This window comes from Marinobacterium marinum (assembly GCF_013868415.1).
Lineage (GTDB): Bacteria > Pseudomonadota > Gammaproteobacteria > Pseudomonadales > Balneatricaceae > Marinobacterium > Marinobacterium marinum.
Map to the genome: position 1 here is coordinate 19,286 of NZ_JACEMT010000054.1, position 17,060 is coordinate 36,345.

The 17,060-nt window shown below is 57.8% G+C and carries 15 protein-coding genes; 2 read left to right on the top strand and 13 right to left on the bottom strand.

Features of this window, described 5'->3' with window-relative positions:
• Window positions 1-22: 22 nt before the first annotated feature.
• The 12 genes from H1S06_RS14200 to H1S06_RS14255 all read right to left on the bottom strand — a co-directional run bounded on the left by H1S06_RS14200 (window position 23) and on the right by H1S06_RS14255 (window position 14,187).
• Window positions 23-1,057 carry an IS481 family transposase gene (locus H1S06_RS14200; protein WP_255483127.1) on the bottom strand — a complete coding sequence of 345 codons (1,035 nt, stop codon included), beginning with the start codon at window positions 1,055-1,057 and terminating at the stop codon, window positions 23-25.
• Between the two features lie 512 nt (window positions 1,058-1,569).
• Window positions 1,570-2,865 carry an adenylosuccinate synthase gene (locus tag H1S06_RS14205; RefSeq protein WP_181741362.1) on the bottom strand — a complete coding sequence of 432 codons (1,296 nt, stop codon included), beginning with the start codon at window positions 2,863-2,865 and terminating at the stop codon, window positions 1,570-1,572.
• Between the two features lie 40 nt (window positions 2,866-2,905).
• Window positions 2,906-4,084, bottom strand: a complete 1,179-nt coding sequence (locus H1S06_RS14210; RefSeq protein WP_181741363.1) for an ATP phosphoribosyltransferase regulatory subunit — start codon at window positions 4,082-4,084, stop codon at window positions 2,906-2,908.
• Window positions 4,085-4,196: 112 nt separating this feature from the next.
• Complete coding sequence (hflC, locus tag H1S06_RS14215) at window positions 4,197-5,081, bottom strand: protease modulator HflC (RefSeq protein WP_181741364.1); 885 nt, start codon at window positions 5,079-5,081, stop codon at window positions 4,197-4,199.
• Window positions 5,081-6,280 (bottom strand): FtsH protease activity modulator HflK, encoded by a 1,200-nt coding sequence (hflK, locus tag H1S06_RS14220; protein WP_181741365.1) that lies wholly within the window; start codon window positions 6,278-6,280, stop codon window positions 5,081-5,083. Before hflK ends, hflC begins: the two co-directional genes overlap by 1 nt.
• A gap of 70 nt (window positions 6,281-6,350) precedes the next feature.
• A complete protein-coding gene (gene hflX, locus H1S06_RS14225) occupies window positions 6,351-7,649 on the bottom strand; it encodes a ribosome rescue GTPase HflX (RefSeq protein WP_181741366.1) in 1,299 nt (432 codons plus the stop codon).
• An 8-nt stretch (window positions 7,650-7,657) separates the two neighbouring features.
• Complete coding sequence (gene hfq, locus H1S06_RS14230; RefSeq protein WP_181741367.1) at window positions 7,658-7,897, bottom strand: RNA chaperone Hfq; 240 nt, start codon at window positions 7,895-7,897, stop codon at window positions 7,658-7,660.
• Between the two features lie 117 nt (window positions 7,898-8,014).
• Entirely contained in the window at window positions 8,015-8,962 is a 948-nt protein-coding gene (gene miaA / locus H1S06_RS14235; protein ID WP_255483129.1) for a tRNA (adenosine(37)-N6)-dimethylallyltransferase MiaA, read from the bottom strand.
• Window positions 8,962-10,842: a DNA mismatch repair endonuclease MutL gene (mutL, locus tag H1S06_RS14240; protein WP_181741370.1), complete on the bottom strand. Its 1,881-nt coding sequence runs from the start codon at window positions 10,840-10,842 to the stop codon at window positions 8,962-8,964. The genes miaA and mutL overlap by 1 nt, the downstream gene beginning before the upstream one ends.
• A gap of 12 nt (window positions 10,843-10,854) precedes the next feature.
• The gene (locus H1S06_RS14245) at window positions 10,855-12,192 is read right to left on the bottom strand and encodes an N-acetylmuramoyl-L-alanine amidase (RefSeq protein ID WP_181741372.1); all 1,338 of its coding nucleotides are present in this window, start codon (window positions 12,190-12,192) and stop codon (window positions 10,855-10,857) included.
• A gap of 8 nt (window positions 12,193-12,200) precedes the next feature.
• The gene (gene tsaE / locus H1S06_RS14250) at window positions 12,201-12,668 is read right to left on the bottom strand and encodes a tRNA (adenosine(37)-N6)-threonylcarbamoyltransferase complex ATPase subunit type 1 TsaE (RefSeq protein WP_181741374.1); all 468 of its coding nucleotides are present in this window, start codon (window positions 12,666-12,668) and stop codon (window positions 12,201-12,203) included.
• A gap of 13 nt (window positions 12,669-12,681) precedes the next feature.
• Window positions 12,682-14,187 carry an NAD(P)H-hydrate dehydratase gene (locus H1S06_RS14255; protein WP_181741376.1) on the bottom strand — a complete coding sequence of 502 codons (1,506 nt, stop codon included), beginning with the start codon at window positions 14,185-14,187 and terminating at the stop codon, window positions 12,682-12,684.
• A gap of 72 nt (window positions 14,188-14,259) precedes the next feature.
• Between H1S06_RS14255 and queG the strand changes: the two genes are divergently transcribed.
• Window positions 14,260-15,390 carry a tRNA epoxyqueuosine(34) reductase QueG gene (gene queG, locus H1S06_RS14260; RefSeq protein ID WP_181741378.1) on the top strand — a complete coding sequence of 377 codons (1,131 nt, stop codon included), beginning with the start codon at window positions 14,260-14,262 and terminating at the stop codon, window positions 15,388-15,390.
• 2 nt (window positions 15,391-15,392) lie between these two features.
• Here the strand turns inward: queG and orn are convergent, their stop codons facing one another.
• Window positions 15,393-15,935, bottom strand: coding sequence for an oligoribonuclease (orn, locus tag H1S06_RS14265; RefSeq protein ID WP_181741380.1), 543 nt, complete (start codon window positions 15,933-15,935; stop codon window positions 15,393-15,395).
• Window positions 15,936-16,031: 96 nt separating this feature from the next.
• Here orn and rsgA point away from each other — a divergent pair, with 96 nt between their 5' ends.
• Window positions 16,032-17,057, top strand: coding sequence for a small ribosomal subunit biogenesis GTPase RsgA (rsgA, locus tag H1S06_RS14270; protein WP_181741382.1), 1,026 nt, complete (start codon window positions 16,032-16,034; stop codon window positions 17,055-17,057).
• The last annotated feature ends 3 nt before the right edge of the window (window positions 17,058-17,060 follow it).

Below are 17,060 nucleotides of genomic sequence, written 5' to 3' on the forward strand. Positions count from 1 at the left end.
ACGCCTACAGTAATGAACCCGGTCAAAACCGATACTGTGCCGATGCCCGGATGCGCGGGTCACGCTGACGATCTTCCGACAACGCATCGCTGTCACGTCCCGTATGGTTATAAGGACGCTTGCTAAAAAGCTCTGGGTGGGTTTTGTACCACTCCTTCATCGCCATAATGGGCGGCCTGGACTTCAGCGCGGACTGCGGCAGTTGATGATTATATAAATGCACATAGCGTAGCAAGGTTTGCTCCAGATCTTCACGGCTATCGAAGTGGTGGGTCTTAAGCACATCGGCTATACGCCCGTTGAAACGCTCCACCATGCCATTGGTTTGGGGCGTTCTGGGCTTGGTCAGGCGGTGCTCAATCCCCAAGTCAGAGCAGAGGCGGTCGAACTCATGATTGCCGCTGGGATCTCGCGCTTTTGAGTGAAACAGGCGGTCGGTAAATTCCTTACCGTTGTCCGTCAAGATATGCGTGATCTTGATAGGTGTGGCCTGCTGAAGGCTGTCCAGGAAACGCCGAGCCGTCGCTGCCGTTTTATTCGGATGGATCTGCACAAAGACCCAGCGGGTGGCACGATCAATAGCCACAAACAAGTATCGACGCTTGGTCTCATCCGCCATTTGCGGCAAGTACTTGACGTCGATATGGAAGAATCCGGGCTGATAGGCCTTGAACGTCTTGGGGGCCGGTTTAGGCGCCTTGGGCTTGAGGTCATTCAGGTTACTGACCCCGTGGCGGCGCAGGCAGCGGTCCAGACCAGAACGGGATACCTTGTCGCAGAGAAATTCTTTGACGGCCGCTAGCAGGTCATCCAGAGATAGCAGCAGTTGTGTGCGCAAGTAGACGACGATCGCCTCCTGAGCCGGTGTCAGGTGCGTTTGCAGTCGATGCGGTGTGTGCGAGCGGTCTTCCGTGCTGGAACGGCTGCGCCACTTGCGGACGGTTGCCTCGCTGATGCCATACTGCCGGGCCAGTTCGCGGACAGGCTTGGTACTTGCTGCCAGTTCTTCACGAATGGCGGGGGTGGTGCGTGCCCGTTTATGCAAAGATACCATCATGTCGGCTGATCTCCCTGTGCTTGCTGGATGAACTGCTCAATGGCGCGCTGCATGACGTCACGAGCAATGAACCAAGGATAACGCTTTTGGCTTATGTGATCATCCGGGATGCGACACTTAGTATTTCGAATAAAAACAGATAAATAATATTACAAATTAAATATATGTTTCGTTTTGGATACAATCATTGCATTGATTATCATACACATGTTTTGATCTGATTCTAAGTCCTGCCCTGTCATCCAAGCTCGAAAGGCAAATGGACAACATAAAGTCAAAATCAGATCAGGTCTTTGCTGCAAGGTCATTCCGTTCAGCAAAGGTCTGCAAATACAAAAATGATCAGAGCCGGATATGAGACACCATCTGGTCAAGTTGAACAAGCGCTTCACACGGTTCGAGAGAACCGACGGAAAACTGAAAAATAAAAAAGCCGCAGGCACTGATCAAAAACCAGTGACACCTGCGGCTGTTCTGTCCCTTGTCGACCGACAAGAGGCATGGGGCGTTCTTTAGATCTCGAACGGGTGACGCAGAACGATTGTCTCGTTGCGGTCAGGGCCGGTGGAAATAATATCGATCGGCGCTTCGACCAACTCTTCCAGACGGCGGATATAGGCGTGGGCATTAGCCGGCAACTCATCCAGACTCTTCATGCCAACAGTGGACTCGCTCCAGCCCGGCAGCTGTTCATACACCGGCTCAACCACCTCGTAATCTTCACTGCCGTTCAGAGAAGTGACGATATTGCCTGCCGCATCCTTATAGCCGGTGCAGATGTTGATCTGCTCCAGGCCATCCAGTACATCCAGCTTGGTCAGGCAGATACCTGAAACCGAGTTGATCTGAATGGCATGCTTGAGTGCAACCGCATCGAACCAGCCGCAGCGGCGAGCACGGCCAGTTGTAGCACCGAACTCATGGCCCCGTTCAGCCAGACGCTGACCGACATCACAATGCAGCTCGGTGGGGAAAGGACCGCCCCCGACACGCGTCGTGTAGGCCTTGGTGATACCCAAAATATAGTCCAGGTACAGCGGGCCGAAACCGCTACCGGTAGAAGTGCCGCCTGCAGTGGTGTTGGAGGAGGTTACGTACGGGTAAGTCCCGTGGTCGATATCCAGCAGCGACCCCTGAGCACCTTCAAACATGATGCTGGCACCCTGCTTGCGCAGTTCATGCAGCTTGGCTGTCACGTCGGTGATCATCGGCACCAGTGTCTTGGCCATTTCCATGCAGCTGTCGTATGTCTGCTGGAAGTCGATTGGCTCAACCTTATAGTAGTTCTGCAGCATGAAGTTGTGATATTCCAGTACTTCCTTCAACTTGACTGCAAAACGTTCGGCATCGGCCATATCGCCCAGACGCAGACCACGGCGTGCCACCTTGTCTTCATAGGCCGGACCGATGCCGCGACCGGTAGTACCGATCTTGTCATTGCCACGAGCCAACTCCCGTGCCTGGTCCAGCGCAACATGGCTGGCCAGAATCAGCGGACAGGCCGGACTCAGCTGCAGTCGGTCTCGTACAGGAACACCGCGCTCTTCCAGCTCGGCAATCTCTTTCAGCAGCGCATCCGGCGAGAGCACCACGCCGTTGCCGATCAGACAGAGCACATTCTGACGCAGAATACCGGAGGGAATCAGGTGAAGTACGGTTTTTTCACCATCGATTACCAGAGTATGTCCCGCATTATGCCCGCCCTGGAAGCGAACGACGGCAGCGACCTGCTCGGTCAACAGATCTACGATCTTACCCTTGCCTTCATCACCCCACTGGGTGCCCAGAACAACGACGTTTTTACCCATTGCTGTCTCGATTACTCGTTAATTGTCAAAAAACTTTCGATCAAAGATCGACCAAAACCCACTCGCCACCCTCAAGCAGCAATTGCTGACGGTGGCGACCTTCACAACCCGTTTCGCCATCCAGACGCTGAACAACACGCTGGCCGGCCTGGCGCAGCTTGGCAATCGCGGATTGCAGGTCTTGAGCCTCTCCCGCAGGTGCCAGTATTACGTCTTCGGCCTGCTCGACCAACTGGCCGGACAGGTCCATCAAAGTCTTGAGGTCGGCACTGAAACCGGTCGCCGGACGTGCCCGCCCGAAATCTCGCCCGATATTGTCATAGCGCCCGCCCTTGGCCAGGGCCTGACCAAAACTCGGTGTGTAAGCCGCGAATACGATACCGGTATGGTAGTGGTAACCGCGCAACTCACCCAAATCAAAATAGGTATCCACTGTCGGGAAACGTGCTTCGATACGTACCGCCAAGTCGGCCAGATAATCGACCGCCTTCATCAGTTCGGCATCGGCTGCAAACAGCTGACGAGCCTTATCCAGAATCGCTGTACCGCCATTCAGGCGGGGCAGTTCACGCAGCCATTCGGCCAAGGGTGCCGCCAGCCCCAGCGTTGCGACAAAACGGTCGATTTCGGGCAGCGCCTTGCGCTGCAGCATGTCCTGATAGTCCGCCTGTTGCTGGGCCTCCAGATCGGCCACCGCCATCAATTGACTGAACACACCCACATGCCCCAGATCCAGGCTGATCCGCCCCTGCACGCCCACTGCATCCAATGTTGCCAGCATCAGGGAGATAACTTCCACATCACTGTCGGGACCCGAGTGGCCATACAGTTCGGCGCCCAACTGAAGCGGGTTACGCGAAGCCAGCATATTGGCGGGATGCGTATGCAATACCGAACCGCAATAACAGAGACGGCTGGGACCTTCCGTACGCAACCGGTGCGCATCGATGCGCGCTACCTGAGGCGTCATGTCCGCACGCACACCCAGCGTATGGCCGCTGATACGGTCGGTCACCTTGAACGTATTCAGGTCAAGATCATGACCCACGCCCGTCAGCAAGGACTCCAAATGCTCCGCGATGGGCGGCATTACCAGCTCATACCCCCAAAGATGATAGAGATCGAGCACCTTGCGGCGCATCTGTTCAACCTGCTTCGCCTGCGGCGGCAGCAGTTCCATAATTCCGTCGGGCAGCAACCAGCGATCTGCCAAGGCCATGCGTAACTCCGCTGTCATCGGGTGGTCTGAATCACAAAAAAACCGGGCACAAACCCGGTTAAATCAACTATACCACGAAACCGGGCGCCAAAGGCACCCGGTTTTCGTTGCACTATTGGGTAACAGAAGTACCTTTGGCGCTATTTAAATAGCGGAAGAATTCGCTCTTCGGATCCAGTACAAACATGTCGCCCCCGCCCGAGAAAGACTCACGGTAGGCATTCAGGCTGCGATAAAACGCATAGAACTCGGGGTCACGCTGGAAGGCTTCCGCATAGATACCGGCCGCCTGGGCATCCCCTTCACCTCGTACCGTTTCCGCTTCACGAAAAGCATCAGCCAACAGCACCGTACGCTGACGGTCGGCATCAGCTCGAATGCCTTCGGCCAGCTCGCGACCACGTGCACGCAGCTCACGCGCCAAACGCAGACGCTCGGTGCGCATACGCTCATACACGGAAGATGACACTTCCTGTGGCAGATCGATGCGTTTGACACGTACGTCAACCACTTCGATCCCCAGCTCGGTCTGAGCCAGATCACTCAGGGCACGAATCACTTCACCCATAACCTCTTCGCGCGCACCGGATACCACTTCGGTCAGCGTACGCTCGCCGAACTGGTTACGCAGACTGGTCTCGATACGCGTCGACAGCAGGTCGGCCGCACGGAACTCGTCCCCCGAGGTCGCGGTATAGTATTTTTCGACATTGTCGATCCGCCACTTGATGAAGGAATCGACGATCAGACGCTTTTTCTCCAGAGTCAAGAACGCCTGCGGACGCGCATCCAGCGTCATGATCCGGCCTTCAAACTTGCGCACGGTGTTCACGAACGGAATTTTGAAGTGCAGACCCGGCTTGATATCCGCTTCCACCACTTCACCAAAGCGCAGTTTGATGGCCCGCTCGGTTTCCTTGACGATATAGACCGACTTCGACCCGATCATTACGACCAGCAGCAGTGCTATCAGGCCGAACATGGATGTAGGTTTCATTAACGTCCCTCCCTCAGGCCTGAAGATGTAGCCGGCGCACGCTGGCGAGTCTCTTCCAGCACCTGATCGGTGATCTGGCGCAGAGTGTTCTCGTCAAGACGAACGCTGCGGCCCGCACTGTCACGCACCGGCTGTTTTTCAGCCAGACGATCCAGCGGCAGGTACATCATGTTGTTGCCACCTTCGACATCCACCATGACTTTGCCCGTGTTGGCCAGTACTTCCTGCAAGGCATCGATGTACAAACGCTCGCGGGTGACTTCAGGTGCTTTCTGGTATTCCGCCAGCAGGGCCTTGAAACGGCTGGATTCACCCGTTGCCTTGGAGACCACTTCCTCGCGGTAGGCATTGGCTTCCTCGAGCAGGCGCTGAGCACGGCCGCGCGCTTCCGGCACTATACCGTTGGCATAGGCTTCGGCTTCGTTCTTGGCACGCTGTTCATCCTCGCGCGCCTTGATAACGTCATCGAACGCATCCTGCACCTGGCGCGGAGCCTGGGCGTTCTTGATGTTGACCTTGGAAATGCTCAGACCCGTGGTGTAGTTCTCCATGTAACGCTGCAAACGCTCCTGTACCTGCAACGCCAAAGTGTCACGCCCTTCGGTCAGGATATTGTGCATCTCGGACGTACCCACTACGTGTCGCAGCGCGGACTCGGACGACTGCGCCAGGCTGTCGCCGGGGTCGCGCACCTTGAGTGCGAACTGCATCGGATCGGAAACCACATATTGCACGGTCATATCCACATCCACGATGTTTTCATCCGCCGTCAACATCAGCGAACGATGATCATGGGTACGAATGCGCGTGGTATTCACCTTGACCACTTCATCAATCAGCGGCGGGTTCCACTGCAGACCCGGCTGCACCGTATCATGGTACTTGCCCAGACGCAGTACGATACCACGCTCCTGCTGGTCGACCGTATAAAACCCCATGCCGGCCCAGAACAGGGCCGCCAATACCACGAGCACTATGAAGAAGCCGCTGCCGCCCTTGCCGCCGCCATCGCCGCCAAAGCCACCGCGCTTCTTGCCGCCCCCAAAGATGCCGCCGAGACGATCCTGCAACTTGCGCATCGCCTCGTCGAGATCGGGTGGTCCCTGATCATTACCGCCGCCACGCTTGCCGCGGTTGTCGCCACCGCCACTCCAGGGGTCATGGTTGTTACCATTCCCGCCAGGCTCATTCCAGGCCATAGTGTTCTCCGTTGTAAACCGCTTGGTTAACTGTTTTGATTATTCGTCATTGTCGCCTTAACGGCGCTGCCTAGTCGACCGTTTCAGACAGGTATTGTTCCTGCCGAATACCCAGGCGACTCAAAATGCGTTTAAAGTCTTTCATCTGCAGGCGCACTTCCAGCACCATGTCGCCCTGCTCATCGACCTCTTCCTGCAACACTGCACCCTGAGCATAGAGCTGGGCACGAAGATTGCCATCGGTCGGCGTCAATCGCATCCGCTCGTGGTACATTTCCTCGCCCAGGCGCTCGCTGATCACATCCAGCAATAATGCCAGACCTTCACCCGTGGCAGCCGATACCCACACCCGCCAGGGCACACCGTTTTCATCCCGGTCAACACGGGGCTCGGCGCCTTCAATGCGGTCAATCTTGTTGTACACCTGCAGAACCGGTACGTCACCGGCGCCAATCTCGTCCAGCACCTGTTCGACCTGTTCAATATGGCCCAGACGCTCTTCATCGTAGCAATCGATGACGTGCAACAACAAACTGGCTTCAATGGTTTCCTGCAACGTGGCACGAAAAGCCTCTACCAGCTTGTGCGGCAGGTGCCGAATAAACCCGACCGTATCGGCCAGGATCGCCTGCCCGACATCCGCCAGTTCGATCTTGCGCAGAGTCGGGTCAAGCGTCGCGAACAGCTGATCCGCTGCATAAACCTCAGCGGTGGTCAGACTGTTAAAAAGGGTTGATTTGCCCGCGTTCGTATAGCCGACCAGCGACACCGTTGGCACCTCGGCACGCTTACGTGCACGACGCCCCTGGTCCCGCTGTTTACGAACCTTTTCCAGACGCTTGAGAATGGATTTGATACGTGCGCGCAACAGGCGACGGTCGGTTTCCAGCTGGGTTTCACCGGGGCCACGCAAGCCGATACCACCCTTCTGACGCTCAAGGTGGGTCCAGCCACGTACCAATCGAGTCGAGATGTGTTCCAGCTGCGCCAGCTCCACCTGCAGCTTGCCTTCATGGGTCCGGGCACGCTGGGCGAAAATATCCAGAATCAGACCCGTACGGTCCAGCACGCGACAATGCAGCTCGCGCTCAAGGTTGCGCTCCTGTGCCGGGCTCAGCGCATGGTTGAAAATCACCAGCTCGGCTTCATGTGCCTGTACCAGCTCAGTCAGTTCGGCCACTTTGCCCTTGCCCAAAAAGAATTTCGGGCTCGGATCGGCGCGGGTGCCTGTCAAAAATTCAACCGGATCCGCACCCGCCGACAATGCAAGCTCTTCCAGTTCTCTCGGATTCTCGCGATCAGCCTCGGAGGCCAGCTCTATATGGACGAGGATCGCACGCTCGCCTGATTCAGGACGTTCGAAAAACAATTAATACCTCATTCAGCAGGCTTGTCGTCGGCAGCAGGCAGCTTGACCGGACGAGAAGGCACTACTGTGGAAATCGCGTGTTTGTATACCATCTGGCTGACAGTATTTTTCAGCAGAATCACGAACTGATCGAAAGACTCGATCTGCCCCTGAAGCTTGATACCGTTAACCAGGAAGATCGATACGGGTACTCGCTCCTTGCGCAGAACGTTAAGGTAAGGGTCTTGTAGTGATTGCCCTTTTGACATTGCAAACTCCTTCCAGAATGGAAATCAATTTATAGTGTAGTTGTATATTCAGGTAACGCTGACTCGGCACCATACCGCTGCATGAACAGAGTTTGCGCGCGATCATACCGGAATTTATTATATAACGGCAGGGTCTGACAGTTTCAAGGCATCGTACACTAAATTCGATGACTCGCTTTCCAGCCAATGCACCCCCTGCCAGCCGCGCAGCCAGGTCAGCTGACGCTTGGCCAGTTGGCGGGTTGCGACCACGCCCTTGTAGCGCATGGTATCCCGGTCGTACTCACCGTTGAAAAAGGACCACATCTGTCGATAGCCCACGCATCGAATTGACGGCATATCCGCACGCAGATCACCCCGCTCCCACAGTCGACGAACCTCTTCCTCAAAACCGGCTTTCAGCATGAGGTCGAAGCGCTGTTCGATCCGCTCATGCAGCCGCGAACGCTCAGTCGGTGCCAGCGCAATGGGAATAATGTCGAACGGCAGCTCGGCTTCTGCCTGCTCACGCCAGTGCTCGCTGATCGGCTTGCCGGTCAGCAACACCACTTCCAGCGCCCGTTGCAACCTCTGTGCATCCGTCGGCTTGAGACGCCGGGCACCTTCCGGATCCAGCCCGGCCAGGCGGGCGTGTATTGCCGGCCAACCCTGCTCAGCCGCATCCGCTTCGATACGGGCACGCAGCTCGGGATCGGCCTCAGGCAACTGAGCAAGGCCTTGCTGCAGCGCACTAAAATACAGCATGGTGCCTCCGACCAGAACCGGAATTCGCCCCAGGCTCTGAATATCGGCCACCTGCATCAGGGCGTCCTCCCGGAAACGGGCGGCGGAATAGGCTTCCGTCGGGTCCAGAATGTCGATCAGGCGATGCGGGTAGGCACTCAATTCTTCAGCTGTCGGTTTGGCCGTACCAATATCCATCTCGCGATAGATCATGGCCGAATCCACACTGACCAGCTCGCAGGGAAGATGATCGCATAGCCGCATGGCAAGATCCGTCTTGCCCGATGCGGTAGGTCCCATCACGAAAATCACTTTGGGCCTGGGCCCCGCCAAAGGCTGCATCATTGTCCCCGTAAAAAAAGTTTGTCCAGTTGTGCCAATGACAGCTGTGTCCAGGTCGGTCGCCCATGGTTACACTGACCACTGCGCTCGGTTTGTTCCATATCACGCAGCAGCGCATTCATTTCCGGCAGGGTCAGCTGGCGATTCGCTCGCACGGCACCATGACATGCCATGGTGGCCAACAATTCATTCAAATGTGCCTGTATGCGATCGCTGGTACCAACCTGCAGCATGTCGGCCAGCACATCCCGAACCAGCTGTTCGACATTGGCACCCGCCAGTGCCACCGGCACCTCCCGGATCACCAGCGACTCTTCCGCCATACGCTCAAGCCTGAACCCCAAACGGTGAAACTCATCCGGATGTTCTTCGGCAATATCACCCTCTCGGGCACTGACCGCCAGACTCACCGGCACCAGTAACGGCTGACTGCGGATACGGTCCTGTTCAAAAGCCAGCTTCATGCGTTCATACACGATACGCTCATGGGCTGCGTGCATATCCACCAGTACCAGCCCTTCAGTGTTCTGCGCCAGTATATAAATACCGTGTAACTGTGCCAGGGCGTACCCCAGCGGAGGAACCTCCGGCGCATCATCCACCAATGCTGGCGCCACCGGAGGTCGTGCCATGGACTGAGGCGAAATACCCGCCGGCTGGTGCAGAGCGGCATAGCCCTGTATCTGTTCTCGCACCGGTCCCGAACTGCCGGCATTGCCGAAGCCCAGCCCCATGGGGCGCTGACGCAAGGCCGACATGTCCACTACCGGACGTGCCGACATGTCCGCCTGCGGAAAACCCGTGCCACCCGCTGCTATTGCGACTTGGGTATCCGCTTCGGGCGCCCCCTGTACCGGCGCTACGTCCTGCGGTCTCAGGTCGGCAATCACGCGATAGAGCGTCCGAAAAATAAAGTCGTGCACCAGCCGACTTTCGCGGAAGCGCACCTCGTGCTTGGTCGGATGTACATTTACATCCACCAGCGCCGGGTCCAGCTCCAAATACAGCACATAGGCCGGATGACGCCCATGAAAAAGTACATCCTGATACGCCTGACGTACTGCGTGCGTCACAACCTTGTCACGAATGACGCGCCCGTTGACAAAAAAATACTGCTGATCCGCTTGCGCTCGAGAGAAGGTCGGCAATCCCATCCAGCCCCACAATCTGAGCCCCGAGGCCTCGGCCACCACATCCAGCGCCACCGATTCATTGACAAACCCCTTGCCCAGCAACTGGGCAAGACGCTGCTCACGCGCGGACTCGGTCTCGGCCGGGCGCAACTGATGTACCGCCTTGCCATTATGCCGCAGGGTAAAGCCAACTCCGTAACAACTCAGCGCCAGGCGCTTGACCACTTCTTCCAAATGCCGAAATTCGGTCTTCTCGGTTTTCAGGAATTTGCGCCGCGCCGGAGTATTGAAAAACAGGTCCCTGACTTCCACGGTGGTGCCGGGCGGGTGTGCCGCCGGTACCACATCCGCCGTCATGTCACGCCCCTGGGCCGACACAGCCCAGGCATTGTCCTGATCGAGCGGACGCGACGTCAGGGTCAGCCTGGATACCGAGCTGATACTGGCCAGCGCCTCGCCCCGGAACCCCAAACTGCCAACGGCTTCCAGATCTTCCAGCGCAGTAATTTTCGAAGTGGCATGACGACTAAGCGCAAGCGACAAATCACCCTTGCCGATGCCGCCACCGTTATCACGCAGGCGAATCAGCTTGACACCGCCCTGCTCAATATCCAGTTCGATACGATCAGCGCCGGAATCCAGACTGTTTTCCAACAGTTCCTTAACCACGGAGGCAGGCCGTTCGACGACCTCACCGGCCGCAATCTGGTTGGCCAGCTGCGGCGAAAGAAGATGAATACGAGACATAAAAACCTGATGTCAGCCTGCAGGAATACGCAACACCTGACCGACACGAATGCGGTCACCTCTGAGCTTATTGGCCGTGCGCAACTGCTGCAGCGACACGCCGTTACGCTGTGCAATCACGGACAGGGTATCACCGGAGACAACCTTATACAGCCGCTCGCCACCAGCCGGTGCCTTGCCGGACTGCTTTTGCCAGGCCACATAGGTCGCGGCTGGCGGTTTTTCCCAGAAATGATCCACAATGCCGCGATAGATCGCTTCCGCCATCTTGTTTTGATAGCTGGCCGTGCGCAGCTTGCGCGCTTCCTGCGGGTTGGAGATGAAGCCGGTTTCGACCAGAATGGAAGGAATATCCGGTGACTTCAATACGACGAAACCGGCCTGTTCTACATGCTTTTTGTGCATGCGGGCAAAACGTTCCATATTGCCGTGAATGCGGGACGCCACCTGATGGCTGTCCTTGCGGCTGGCATTCATTGACATGTCCAGCAGCACACTGGCCAGTACATCATCCTTGTCATCCAGGCTCAGGCTGCCCACCCCGCCAATGAGGTCGGCACTGTTCTCGCGCTGCGCCAGCCAACGGCCCATCTCGGAGCTGGCGCCACGTCCAGACAGCACCCACACGGAAGCACCACGGGCACGCGGGTTCTTAAAGGCATCCGCATGTACGGAAACGAAAAGGTCCGCATTGCTGTTGCGTGCCTTGCCGGTACGTCCCCGCAGACTGATGTAATAATCACCGGTACGCGTCATGACTGCACGATACCCCTGATGAGCATCGATCCGGGCCTTGAGTTTTTTTGCGATGGCCAGCACTACATCCTTTTCACGCACGCCACCTGGACCAATGGCCCCCGGGTCTTCTCCACCGTGGCCTGCATCAATCATCACGACGATATCACGCTTGCCGCTTTCGCCCGGTACCGGAACCACCGTTTTGGTAACCACGGCCTGCTCGCGCATTTCCAGATCCACCACCAGGCGATGTCCATACTGATCGTTGGGCTTGAGATCAAAGCTTTTCGGGCGCACCTTGTCCTTAAGGTCAAGCACAATACGCAATCCATCGCCTCGCGTACTGTGCCGGATCGCGCTGACCGGACTCTTTTCCAGACCCAGCTTGTCCAGTGAGGCCTTCAGACTGACCTTGTCGATATCAATCACGACTCGCCCCGGGTCCGATAGCGTAAACAGCTTGTGTTCGACCGGTCCCGAGAGATCAAACACCAGTCGCGTATTATCCGGCGCCAGCCAGGCACGTACATTGCGAATTTCCTGAGCGGCTTGCAGGCTGGTTGCCAACAAACAACACAGTACGAGGGTAAGCAGTTGCCCGAATTTTCTCATCAGCCCTTTCACGCCTGGTGGTCGTTTTTATTCAATTTATCGATGATCCGCTGCCCCATAGGCGTGTGTGCCGCCAGGGTCAGTTCACGCCCCAAACCCGATAGTGCCAAACGGATCTCCAGGTCAGGCCGTGGCAACATGCCTTCGCCCTTTTCCGGCCATTCAACCAGGCACAGGGCATCGTCCGTAAAGTAGTCTCGAGCGCCAAGATATTCCAGCTCCTCCGGGTCGGCGAGACGATAGAGGTCAAAATGATAGACCAGTCCGGCCGGTGTATCATAAGGCTCCACCAGGGTATAGGTTGGACTTTTGACCGACCCGGCATGTCCACAGCCACGCAGAATGCCTCGACTCAATGTGGTTTTACCCATCCCCAGGTCACCGAGCAGATAGATCACGCCGCCGGAATCAACCGCCTGTGCCAACTGCACACCGAAATCGGCCATGGCCTGCTCATCGGGGAGGTAACGCTTCATGACTTGCCTTCCTTCATTCAATACCACTGAGAACTCGACGCACCCGCGCGATCAGATCCGTTGCCAGCAAACCCCGCTCGCCCTGATCAGCGGCACAAAGGTCGGCTGCACGCGCATGGGCATAAACGCCGACACGGGCCGCATCCACGGCACTCAAACGTTGCGCGCGCAAGGCTCCGATGATACCGGAGAGCACATCGCCCATGCCACCACAGGCCATGCCGGGATTGCCCGCATTGCACAAATGCATGGCATCCCCGTCAAAACTCAGGCTACCGGCCCCCTTGAGCACTACCGTACCGCCATAACGCGCCTGCAGCTCACGCACGGCACCGAAACGATCCTGTTGCAGGTGCGGTGTTTCCCGCCCCAACATGCGTGCCGCTTCACCCGGATGCGGCGTCAGTACCCAATCATGCGCCAGCGGGCCAGCCTGCTGCCTGCGCAGTAACAGATTCAGTGCATCCGCATCCAACACCAGAGGCAACCCCGAATTCAGGGCTTGCTGCAACAGCTGGTCGGCCCAGGCACTGTTACCCAGCCCTGGTCCGACAACCAGCACGTCCGGACGTTCCAGCAAAGGCTGCAGATCCTGTCCGGAATTGACCCCCGCTACCATAACTTCAGGAGCACGCGTCAAGGCCGCCGTCACATGCTCGGGCCGTGTCGCCAGCGATACCAGTCCCGCACCACTGCGAGCAGCAGCTTCCGCCGCCATCAATGCGGCACCGCCCATACCATGATCACCACCAATCACCATCACATGGCCGAACAACCCCTTGTGTGCCGAACGGCGACGCGGCGGCAACAGCTTGGCCAAGTCGTCACTGTCCGTTCTGAATGCACTCAGGGAAACTTCTTCATAAATTTCGTCGGGCAACATCAGGTTATCAAACAATACCTGCCCGCAGTGATCGACACCCTCATGCGTCAACAAGCCCTGCTTAAGCGCGATAAAGGTCAAGGTCAGCTCGGCACGCACCGCCACCCCCAGCACACAGCCGGTATCAGCACACAAGCCGGACGGAATATCCACAGCCATGACCGGTCGTGGCGAGCGGTTGACCTGTCGAATCAGCTCGGCACTGTCACCGCGGACCTCGCCGCTTAGCCCTGTACCCAGCAAGGCATCGACCACAACTTCGCCCTGCAGCTCTACGCCCGGCCGCCAGCGCGAAATCGACACGCCTACCGCCTGCGCCCACTGCCAGGCCGACAGCGCTTCGCCGTTCAAACGTTCGACAAAATCATCGCAGATCACCAGGACCTGTACGTCTATCCCCTGCTGTCGCGCCAGGCCCGCTACTATCAGGCCATCACCACCATTATTGCCGCTGCCGCAGAGCACGGTCAGCCTGCGTACGGCCGGCCAGTGCGCCACCAGCTCGACAAACGCGGCATGCCCCGCCCGTTGCATCAGGCGAAATCCGGGTATACCGAACTGTTCTATGGCGGTACGATCCAGGGCGCGGCTCTGTTCTGCCGTGTATAATGCCCCTGGCAGCTCTGCTCTGCTCATGATGGCCTTCTCCTTTTTTATCAGTTCATTATAAAGGATGGACTGACCAGGACATACCCGGTTCCGATTCTTATGTCAAAGCTCAGCCCGGCACAACTCGACACTCTGGCACAGGCGCTCAAGCAACAGGCCGGCGAACTGGGGTTTGCCGACTGCGCCATTACCCTGCCGGATGCCAGCCATGAAGCCGCCAGCCTGCAGCGCTGGCTGGAACAGGGCTACCAGGGTGACATGGACTACCTGACCCAGAATATCGACAAGCGCCTGGACCCGACACTGCTGGTACCGGGAACGCAGCGCATCATCATGCTGCGCATGAACTACCTGCCGGCCGACGCCCCGGTTACGGGCATTCTGCGCAATCCGGACAAGGCTTATGTCGCCCGCTACACACTTGGACGTGACTATCACAAGCTGATCCGCAAGCGCCTGAAACAACTGGGCCAATGGCTGGACACCCAGGTGGAAGACGCTGAAGTGCGCTTTCGCCCCTTTGTCGACAGTGCCCCGGTCTTGGAAAGGCCCTTGGCGCGCAACGCCGGGCTGGGCTGGATCGGCAAGCACACTCTGCTGCTGAACCGTCAGGCTGGTTCCTGGTTTCTGTTGGGTGAGCTGTTCATTGATCTGCCGCTGCCGATCGATCCACCGGAGACCGAATCCCATTGCGGCCGCTGCTCCGCCTGCATTGATATCTGCCCAACACAGGCATTCCCTGAACCCGGTGTTCTGGACGCCCGGCGCTGCATTTCATACCTGACCATTGAATATCGCGGCAGCATACCGCTGGAACTGCGTCCACTAATGGGCAACCGCATTTTCGGCTGTGATGACTGCCAGTTGATCTGCCCCTGGAATCGCTTTGCCAAACGCAGCCACGAGGCCGACTTCCAGCCTCGGCACAACCTGGATCAGGCCAGCCTGCTGGAACTGTTCGAATGGGATGAGGCCACCTTCCTCAAACGAACCGAAGGATCAGCCATCCGACGAACCGGCTATGACGGCTGGCAGCGCAACCTGGCCGTGGCACTGGGCAACGGCCGCGGCGGCGAGGCAGTCACCAGCGCCCTTCGGGCTCGCCGTGACGGCAGCAGCCCATTGGTACGGGAACATATCGACTGGGCTCTGGAGCAGCTTGCCAACGGCGATGGCCCACGACCACTACCGATCCTCGCGCACCCCGGCGCCCGCCGTCTGCCGGAGTAGGCTTACAGGCGGAAAAAGTGCCGGCGATAGTGCCGCAACTCTTCAATGGACTCGCGAATGTCGTCCAGCGCCAAGTGGTTGCCCTGTTTTTTGAAGCCGTCCAGCGCGGCGGGCTTCCAGCGTCGCGCCAGCTCCTTGATCGTGCTGACATCAAGGTTGCGATAATGGAAAAATGCCTCCAGGTCCGGCATGTAACGCCACAGAAAGCGGCGGTCCTGGCCGATACTGTTGCCACACATCGGTGACGCGCCCGCTTCGCTGTGCTCGCGCAGAAAAGCCAACATGGCCTGTTCGGCTTCGGCTTCATTGATACGGCTGCTGCGCACCCGGTCCGTCAGGCCGGACTGCCCATGTGTACGCGTACACCATTCATCCATGCGAGAAAGCACGGCATCGGGCTGGTGTACCGCAATGACCGGCCCCTCGGCGATGAGATTCAGATCGGGATCGGTGACAATTGCCGCCATCTCGATGATTCGATCAGTGTCCGGATTCAACCCGGTCATCTCCAGATCGACCCAGATCAGGTTATCCTTGAGTGCCATGCCCTTTTCTCCCCTGGCAAAACTGTCAATTTAACTCGGATTCGAATACCTTATCACGTCAACGACAGCAGCAGTGAACGAGTGATATCGACCGGCATGGGAAAACGCAAGGTTAGTCGACGCCAGGCCTGGCGCATCAACAAGATTCAGGAAGAGCGGGCAGCACGTGCAGAAAAGCGTGACGCCCTGATCGAGGAACAGCTGGAAGGCGGCGTTCTCGGCCCGGAACAACAGGGACTCATCATCTCCCACTTCGGCCGCCAGGTCGATGTCGAAGCGCTGGAAGGCGAGCAACGCGGCTCGCTGCAGCGGTGCCATATGCGCACCCATCTGGGCCAGCTGGTTACCGGCGATCGCGTTGTCTGGCGACGCTCCGCCGATAGCGGGGTCGTGGTCGCCGCACTGGACCGCCACAGTGAACTTTTGCGCCCAAACAACCACGGCGAACTCAAGCCTGTCGCGGCCAATATCGACTATATCGTGATTGTTATCGCGGTCGAGCCTTACGCGCATGCCAACCTGATCGACCGTTATCTGGTCGCCGCCGAAGCCAGTGGCATCGAACCGGTCCTGTTGCTGAACAAGGCCGACCTGCTCGATGACAACAACCGCCAGCGCCTGGAGCCTCTGCTCGAGCAGTACCGCCAATTGGGTTATCGCACCCTGCAAGCCTCCACGGCCAGCCGCGACGGGCTGGACGAGCTCAAGGCACTGCTGACCGACCATGTCAGTGTTTTTGTCGGCCAGTCCGGCGTCGGCAAATCCTCCCTGGTCAACAGCCTGCTGCCAGGCTCCGACATAAAAACCGGCGCCCTGTCCGAACAAAGCCGCAAAGGGCGTCATACCACCACAACCGCACGCCTGTTCCATTTTCCCGATGGTGGTGATCTGATCGACTCTCCGGGGATTCGAGAGTTTGCCCTCTGGCATATGACCGAAGAGCAAGTGCTCAATGGTTTCCGCGAACTATCGGCCCTGCGCGGGCACTGCCGTTTCCGCGACTGCCGTCACGAGCAGGAACCCGGCTGCGCCTTCCTGAACGCGCTTGAGAGCGGCGCAATCAGCAGCCAGCGTTTCCACAGCTACCAGCAGATTTTGCACTCCATGCAGGACAGCCGTTAAACG